The organism is Pseudomonas linyingensis (genome assembly GCF_900109175.1).
GTDB lineage: Bacteria > Pseudomonadota > Gammaproteobacteria > Pseudomonadales > Pseudomonadaceae > Geopseudomonas > Geopseudomonas linyingensis.
In genome coordinates this window covers 1-7,673 of the sequence record NZ_FNZE01000033.1, presented here as the reverse complement: position 1 = coordinate 7,673, position 7,673 = coordinate 1, and the positions used below count along the sequence as shown (strand labels likewise).

The 7,673-nt window shown below is 58.0% G+C and carries 7 protein-coding genes; 3 read left to right on the top strand and 4 right to left on the bottom strand.

Annotated elements, in window-relative coordinates:
* Positions 1-412 precede the first annotated feature (412 nt).
* Together ltrA and BMZ19_RS21875 are read left to right on the top strand one after the other, a co-directional pair.
* Positions 413-1,798, top strand: a complete 1,386-nt coding sequence (gene ltrA, locus BMZ19_RS21880) for a group II intron reverse transcriptase/maturase (protein WP_090313873.1) — start codon at positions 413-415, stop codon at positions 1,796-1,798.
* Between the two features lie 322 nt (positions 1,799-2,120).
* Positions 2,121-3,230, top strand: coding sequence for a hypothetical protein (locus BMZ19_RS21875; protein WP_090313871.1), 1,110 nt, complete (start codon positions 2,121-2,123; stop codon positions 3,228-3,230).
* A 321-nt stretch (positions 3,231-3,551) separates the two neighbouring features.
* Here BMZ19_RS21875 and BMZ19_RS21865 read toward each other — a convergent pair whose 3' ends face one another.
* The 4 genes from BMZ19_RS21865 to BMZ19_RS22955 all read right to left on the bottom strand — a co-directional run bounded on the left by BMZ19_RS21865 (position 3,552) and on the right by BMZ19_RS22955 (position 6,569).
* Positions 3,552-4,781 (bottom strand): tyrosine-type recombinase/integrase, encoded by a 1,230-nt coding sequence (locus BMZ19_RS21865; protein ID WP_090313867.1) that lies wholly within the window; start codon positions 4,779-4,781, stop codon positions 3,552-3,554.
* Between the two features lie 380 nt (positions 4,782-5,161).
* Positions 5,162-5,521 (bottom strand): hypothetical protein, encoded by a 360-nt coding sequence (locus BMZ19_RS21860; RefSeq protein ID WP_090313865.1) that lies wholly within the window; start codon positions 5,519-5,521, stop codon positions 5,162-5,164.
* 75 nt (positions 5,522-5,596) lie between these two features.
* Complete coding sequence (locus tag BMZ19_RS21855) at positions 5,597-6,364, bottom strand: metallophosphoesterase (protein WP_090313862.1); 768 nt, start codon at positions 6,362-6,364, stop codon at positions 5,597-5,599.
* Positions 6,365-6,368: 4 nt separating this feature from the next.
* Positions 6,369-6,569: a DUF7740 domain-containing protein gene (locus BMZ19_RS22955; protein ID WP_483153920.1), complete on the bottom strand. Its 201-nt coding sequence runs from the start codon at positions 6,567-6,569 to the stop codon at positions 6,369-6,371.
* 456 nt (positions 6,570-7,025) lie between these two features.
* Between BMZ19_RS22955 and BMZ19_RS21845 the strand changes: the two genes are divergently transcribed.
* Positions 7,026-7,604, top strand: coding sequence for a recombinase family protein (locus BMZ19_RS21845; protein ID WP_090313859.1), 579 nt, complete (start codon positions 7,026-7,028; stop codon positions 7,602-7,604).
* Positions 7,605-7,673 lie beyond the last annotated feature (69 nt).

Below are 7,673 nucleotides of genomic sequence, written 5' to 3'. Positions count from 1 at the left end.
AAGCTGAGGCAAACTACTACAGGCAGATCGCCAGTCAGGAAGCCATTGCCGCCTGACTTAAACCAACGAGCCTCCGCGAAACGCGGGGCGGTTCAGACCGAGCGTGGAGAGGAAGCGTGGAGCGTAAGCTGCGAGCCGATGAACAAGAACTGGATAGAAGGCGCTACCGAGCAGGGCGAGTGGGCACGTAACCGCGAAGCTCTTGTGATCAAGGCGAAGTGGCGTAAATCCGGCGGTTGTGCAGCGAAGGAGTGCGTTCTTACCTGGGGAGATCTCGCCTTGTGCCTGAAAGGGCGACGGCACTGCCGGAGCGAGAAGTCAGCAGAGGTCGTAGTAGTGGGAGTACGAGGCCGGTGAGGCTGAGGGAAACCATGAAGGACCGAACGAGAGTGAGTGACCGAGGACACGTTGGATGTCAAAGGCCATGCGTCAGATGCCGGGGCAACCTGGGCGGGTGGGAGTAGTGCGCGGTGAAGCCGGGCGCGAACCTGCCAGCGACGAAGCCGGCGGCCCGCCGCGTGAACACCCGGGCACAGGGTCGGCAAGGCCGAAGGCGGGCACGGGTGGCCTGCTGGAGGCGGCGCTGACGCGACAGAACCTGCAAGCGGCATGGCGGCGGGTCAAGGCCAACAAGGGTGCAGCGGGGGTGGACGGGCTTGATATCGAGCAGACCGCCCGGATGCTGCAAACGAGCTGGCCAGGCATTCGCCAGACGCTGCTACAGGGCACCTACCGGCCCAGTCCGGTGCGCAAAGTGTTGATTCCCAAACCGGACGGATCCCAGCGCGAACTGGGTATCCCGACGGTGACAGATCGGTTGATCCAGCAAGCGCTGCTGCAAGTACTGCAACCCATCATCGACCCCACCTTCAGCGACCACAGCCACGGGTTCCGTCCTGGACGGCGTGCACACGATGCGGTCAAGTCCGCTCGGGCATACGTGCAGTCGGGCAAGCGCGTGGTGGTGGATGTGGACCTGGCCAAGTTCTTTGACCGGGCCAACCACGACATCCTGATCGACAGGCTCAAGAGGCGCATTGAGGACGCTGGCGTGATCCGGCTGGTGCGGGCGTATCTCAACGCCGGGATCATGGATGGCGGGGTGGTCGTCGAACGCCATCTAGGCACACCGCAAGGCGGGCCGCTATCTCCCTTGCTGGCCAACGTACTGCTGGACGAGGTGGACAAGGTGCTGGAGGCGCGGGGCTACTGTTTCGCGCGCTACGCCGACGACTGCAACGTTTATGTGGGCAGCAGGAAGGTGGGAGAGCGGGTGATGGCGCTGCTCAGGCGTCTGTACGCCGGTTTGAAGCTTCAGATCAACGAAGCCAAGAGCGCGGTGACCAGCGCCCTGGGGCGTAAGTTCCTAGGCTATGCGCTGTGGGTGGCCAAGGGCGGGGAAGTGAAATGCAAAGTGGCCGACAAGGCGCTGGGCACCTTCAAAGCCCGGATAAGGCAACTCACGCGCCGCTCGGGTGGGCGCAGCCTGGAGCAAGTGATGGATAAACTACGGCCCTACCTGCTGGGCTGGAAAGCTTACTTCGGCTTGGCGCAGACACCACGGATCTGGCGCGAGCTAGACGAGTGGCTACGCCACCGATTGCGGGCGATCCGGCTCAGGCAATGGAAGCGACCGAAGACGATCTACCGGGAACTCAGGGCGCTGGGCGCCTCGGAAACTGTTGCAAAGCGGGTGGCGGGTAACAGCTGCCGCTGGTGGCGCAACAGTGGCCTGCTGCTCAACAGCGTGCTGACCGTTGCCTACTTCGACCGGCTGGGAGTACCTCGACTGTCCTGACCTCAAACTCTCGAACCGCCCGGTGCGGACCCGCATGCCGGGTGGTGTGGCAGGGGTGCCTCCGATAGTGGAGGCCCCCTATGCCGATTTGAACATCCCCCATTAGATCACTTTGTCGAGTGCATCAGCCCAATCGCTTGGCGTTGCGACTCCTAGCGCGAAGGCAATGGACGATCTCCCCAGGGTCAGTGACTCATTGGTGACATGCTAGCCCGCCATCTGGCGGTTTTTGGGTTGCTAGGGCTAAAACCCATCGTTCAACCCATGTTAATTCCGACAGTTTGCAAAAGAATCCGTGTCTTCCTCTAAATGGATTCTGACCATGCTCTCACGTTCCCTTCTTGCAGCAGCAATTACACTGACCCTCATGGCCCAGGCCCAAGCAGCTGCCACAGCGACCACCGAGCAAACGGGTGACAACAACGCAACCCAGGTGACCCAGCAGGCCACTCAGGGTGTATCAGCAACGATGATCCAGGAAGGTAGCTCAAACGAAAGCTATGCGATTCAAATTGGTTCCGATCTGACACTGAGCACTCGTCAGCAAGGTATCGATAACCTGTTGTCCGTGCACCAGGAAGGTATGACCGCCGATGCAGTAGTGAACCAGAGCGGTCAGTCCAATCACGCAACCGTTTACCAATTGCCCAATGACGTTGATCAGTTGAGTGCAGTTATCGATCAGACTGGTCAAGGCAATCAGTCTTTCATCAGCCAGCGCAATGCTAGCGTATCGAGCGCTCGCTCCAGCCAAGATGGCACAAACAACTGGTCTAGAATTTACCAGACGGGATATATCAACGGCATTTCTGTCGAGCAAATCGGTGAGTCAAATGACGTGGTTGTTAATCAATCATGGGGAAGCAATGGCAATATCCTGCAGGTTGGTGACAACAACAGCGCCGAGCTAAACCAGAACGCCGGTACGTACGTTTCCACGAATATTGAGCAAAATGGAAGCTATAACAGTGCAGTGGTAAATCAGGAAGCCGGTGGTCGTTGGTACGGCGGCACGGTCGATCTGTACCAGCAGGGTCAAAGCAACCAGGCAGATATTTTATCAAGTGGTGCCTGGGTAGACGTAACGTTTGATCAAGAGGGAACAGCCAACACGCTAAAGGTTGATCAAATGGGCGACAACATGGATGTAACCGGCTTTTCAGAAGGCAATAATAACTCTGTCGACATTGTTCAGCGCGGCTCTTACGCTTCGCTTGATATCGCCCAAATTGGCTCAGACAACATCATCGAGTCGTCACAGTCAGGTGGCGTCTACTACTACAGCACCACCGATTACGGCTCTATCTCCCAGAACGGCACTGCCAACTTCGCTTCTCTGACGCAGGTCAGCCCTTCGGGGGATTTAGGCGCAAACTCGGCTGTGATCAGTCAAAACGGTATGAGTAACAGCGCTGTCGTGTCCCAGCAGTAAGGCTCGGGCATGTTAGTGGTTGTACACAGAGGGCATGGGCGTTACGCAGAACCATAAAGAGGCTGCTCGCTGGTTTTTGAAGGCTGCCGAGGGTGGCAATGCCAAAGCGCAGCAGAAGCTGGGACTTATGCAGATCACGAGCGACGTAGTGCCCTTCGGCAGGGTACGGCCTGGCTCCGCAAAGCTGCAGAGCAGGGGGATGGGAATGCCCAGGCGTCATTGGGCGATCTTTACAATCGCGGCTTGAGGCGGGTGCGGTAGCGTTGGGTTTCGCGCGTGTTTACTCCTCGCTGCCGGTTTCGAGAAAGGCTCGGAAGGGGCTCAGGCGCATGCCGGCTCCTCGATCACCGGTGCCGATCCGCTCGGGAGCACCTCCTCCAGGATGAGCATTTCCGAGACGAGAAAATCCTCCCAGGTTTGCATCAGCCTGCGGCGCTTCTCCAACAAATCCCCTCGGTTGTAGGCTGCCTCCACGCGGGACTCCAGGCTGTGCGCCAAGGCCATCTCGCAGACTTCGCGCTGGAAGTCAGTGTGCTCAGCCGCCCAGGTGCGGAACGTCGAGCGCAGCCCGTGGGGAACAAATCCGCTGAAGTTCACCGACACCATCATCCGACCTATCGCATTGCCTGGTAGGGGTCCACGGCCTCGACTGTCGGGGAAAATCCATCGTTCATGCTGCCCTTGCTGCGCCTCGAAGATTGCACGCATGCGGGTGGTAAGCGGGATACGATGCTCTCGCCGGGCCTTCATCCGGTTGCCCGGAATGATCCAGATGCCTTCGTTCCAGTTGATCTCATCCCACTGCGCCCGGCACACCTCCTGATTACGGGCCGCGGAAAGGATCGCCAGTTCGCAGGCCCGGGCCGCCGGAACTATAAGTCCGTCCAACTGGTACATGAGGTTGGCGGCTTGGCGCGGCGTCATCGCGGGGTAGGGGCAGACGACATGCCCCTGCTTGGGGAGCAGCTTGTCCAGGTGGCCACGCCAGCGAGCCGGATTTTCGCCGCTGCGAAGATTGCGGGCGCGAGCTGCATCCAGCACGAGCTCGATGCGGTTGCGGACCCGGCGGGCGGTGACCGGCACCGTTGACCAGATTGGCTCAAGCACCTCCAGCACATCTTCTGTTTCTACTTCCTCAACCTTGAAGCGCCCGATCACGGGGTAGACGTAGCGTTCGAGCGAGCCGCGCCACTGGCCTGCGTGCTTTTCGCTCCATGCGGGAGAGTGCGTTTTGACGTAACGCTCGGCCTCCACCTTGAAGCTGTGTGCCGGGGCGCGCTGAGACTTGACCCGCGCAGCCGTCCGTTGAGCCACAGGATTGATGCCTCGGGAGATGTCCAGCCGGAACTGGTCGGCGGCGAGGCGAGCATCACGCAACGACAAGGATGGGTAGCTGCCGATCCCAAGGTCATGCCGTCCCCCATCCAGGGAAAAGCGAAAGACCCAGCTTTTCTTGCCGGTGGGCGATACGCGCAACATGAGGCCTCGCCCGTCCTGATGGACGCCGGGGGCGATCAGCTCTTTCACGAATTTGGGCGTTAGCTTGCTCAAGCGATTTTGTCCTGTGTTTCTTGGCTGATCACCGGATCGGATGTTGCTGCCTGAGCGAAAAACGCCTGCTGAGCAACGACGCAACCCAACCCAGTTCTTCCTACCCCTGTGCGAGCGGTTGCTCTCGTCAGAGGCCTAGTTTTCAAATCGCTGTTGGAGGATAGGGTATCCTCCAACAAAACGGCTGGAGATCAAGCTATATCAGCGTTTGAGCAGATCCCGAGAATTTACTCCCACAGTCTGTCCCACACCGAAGCGGTAAAAAAAGCCTCCGACCGGGGGAGGGGAGGCCAAAGGTGTGCCGAGGACGATTTCGGTGGGTCAGGCGCAACTGCTGCAGGTCACGGCTGGGCGAGTAGTGGCTGAGCCAGGCCGGAGCTTCAGTGGCTGCTGCTCGCCAGGCATTCCCCGAGCGCGCCAGTTTCAAACATGGATTTCATATCCAGTGCGTTCATGTCAGGACCAACTTCTCCATGCTCAGCAGCATTGATAAGGCCCAGCTTTGCAGTTTCGAGAACAGCGCAGAACGAGGCAATAATCAACTCCACTTGCCTTTCAATGTGTTCGATAAGTTCCTGAAGAGGCATGGCTTCCAGCGGTTCCCATATTTTGAAAGGCGGGGCTTCGATATCCATATCCAGGCATAAGACCAGATCCTCGTAGGCCGCGTAGAGATCAACTTCATCGGCAACTACTTGACGCATCGTAACTCGGATAGCCAGCGCTCTTAGTTCCAGCATACATTACCTCTGCAATGATGACGACCTGTGTTGTCGATGATCATTGCAGGGACTTTGTGAAACCCAAACGCGAGATTAGTACAGCGGGAGGGTCATGGCGCTAAAGTCGCCGTCGGTGCTCATGCTGTGGACCTGACCGGGACAGGATATATCGGCGAGGCTCAGATAACCGCCTTCAGTAGAAGCTCCTGTGTCCATGTAGCAGGTATTACCGAGCCTCACCGCAATCGGGGTGACGTTGTGGCCGACATATATACGGGTCACACCTGAGATTACGATGGAATCGCTTTCACTGAACCTGTAGCGGCTCCAGATGGCCTCGCTGGCGTGCAGTTCAGCGTCTTGTTCTGGCGACTCTCCGGAGAGCGCCTGAAGAAACTCGGGCCAGCTTGCGAGTGTGCATTCGGCATGCACGATGCCGATGCGCTCGCCGCTGCGCGTACTGGTCTCGATGGCAATCGGAAGGTCTGCCAGGGCATTCCCAATCTCGGTTTGCTCGGAGCTGGAACAACCGTAAAACCAGGCGCCTCCGAACCGAAGATGGGTAGAGGAGGCCTTGCCTTGTGCGGCTTCCACACACCATTGGTCATGGTTTCCGCGTACTGCGATGCACCACGGTTGGTTCAGAAATTCAACGACCCTTTCAGACTCTGGGCCTCGGTCCACCAGATCCCCGGCGAGGAAGCATCGGTCACGCAAGGGCTCGAAATCGACCCAAGCAAGCAGCCTTTCCAGCTCGGTGAAATGGCCATGGACATCGCCCACTACGAAGTCGCGCCCATCCATGTTAGGCGGGTAGTACGCAACATTCCTGTTTGCCGAAATCTTGCTTGGGGCGTGCATGCTTTTAATCCACTTTCATGGTCATGATGCTGTCCGGAAGAGTAGCGAAGAAAGTTCGGGTGTACGCGAGCGGTTTCTTGTGATTCAAGAAATCCAGAATAATACGACGGTGACGGCCAGGCACTGCAGTCAGTACCCGCTTAGCCGAAGCGCGTACAGCATCATCTTTCCCATGAATGACTGCCGCGTAGCCGATGCCTATCAATGCACTGGTCAGACAGAGTTTCAATCTTCTAACTCCAATGGAAGGGTTTGCTGTGGTTAGCTGCTATTATCCATCATTCTTTTACTTCGTTGAAGCTGAATAATGTTGTTTGCCACATCCTCTCGACTACGCCCTTCCAAGTTTACACCGTGTTGCCCAAAGGCAAACTGTCGAGCATAGGCGGCGGTTATATGTTCGAGATCGAGCTTTTGTATCAGAAGTTCGGCGACAGGCTTGGGGAGCGTCAAGTCGTTTCTCCTAGCGTTGCGTTTATCTATCTAGGCTGCCATTTCCTACAATAATCCCAAGCACAAAAAAGGACCGTTTCCGGTCATTTTGTGGAATTTGCGAGACAGCCCGGAACAGCGGCAGTTTCCGGGTGATTGCGTGTCTCCAATGTCGTCTATAAATCAAAGTCTATAAAATAGGTTCTCTGACGACTTAGCGGACAACACAATGAAAATCGGATATGCGCGGGTATCGACCGACGATCAAAAAATGGATCTCCAGCGGGACGCCCTGACGGCGGCCGGCTGTGAAAAGGTGTTCACCGACACGGCCAGCGGTGCCAAGGCCGAACGGCCCGGACTGGTTGACGCCCTCGCCTTCGCCCGCAAGGGTGATTCGTTGGTGGTGTGGCGGCTTGACCGGCTCGGCCGGTCACTGCCTGAGCTGGTCAAGATCGTTGGCGAACTGGAAGCGGCCGGCGTGGGCTTTGAAAGCACAACGGAGCGCATAGAAACCAGCACGGCGGCCGGGCGTCTGGTGTTCCATGTGTTCGCGGCGCTGGCTGAATTTGAGCGGCGCTTGATCGTTGAAAGAACGATGGCAGGGCTTGCGGCTGCGCGGGCACGTGGTCGCAAGGGTGGCAGGCCGGGCCTGCCTGCTGAAAAGGTCGCAGCCATTCAGGCGCTGGCCGCCAGTGGGCGCGGCCCGGCCGAAGTCTGTAAGGCGCTCGGCATCGGGCGCAGCACGTTCTATAAGCACACGCGGGACGCTGGTTCCAGCGCGGTTGCTGGTGACAAAACGGCGTGACCTGGTGCGCGTAACTGTCACCAGTAAGTTAGAACGCGCCGTATATTTTGGATACACAAATGTGTATCC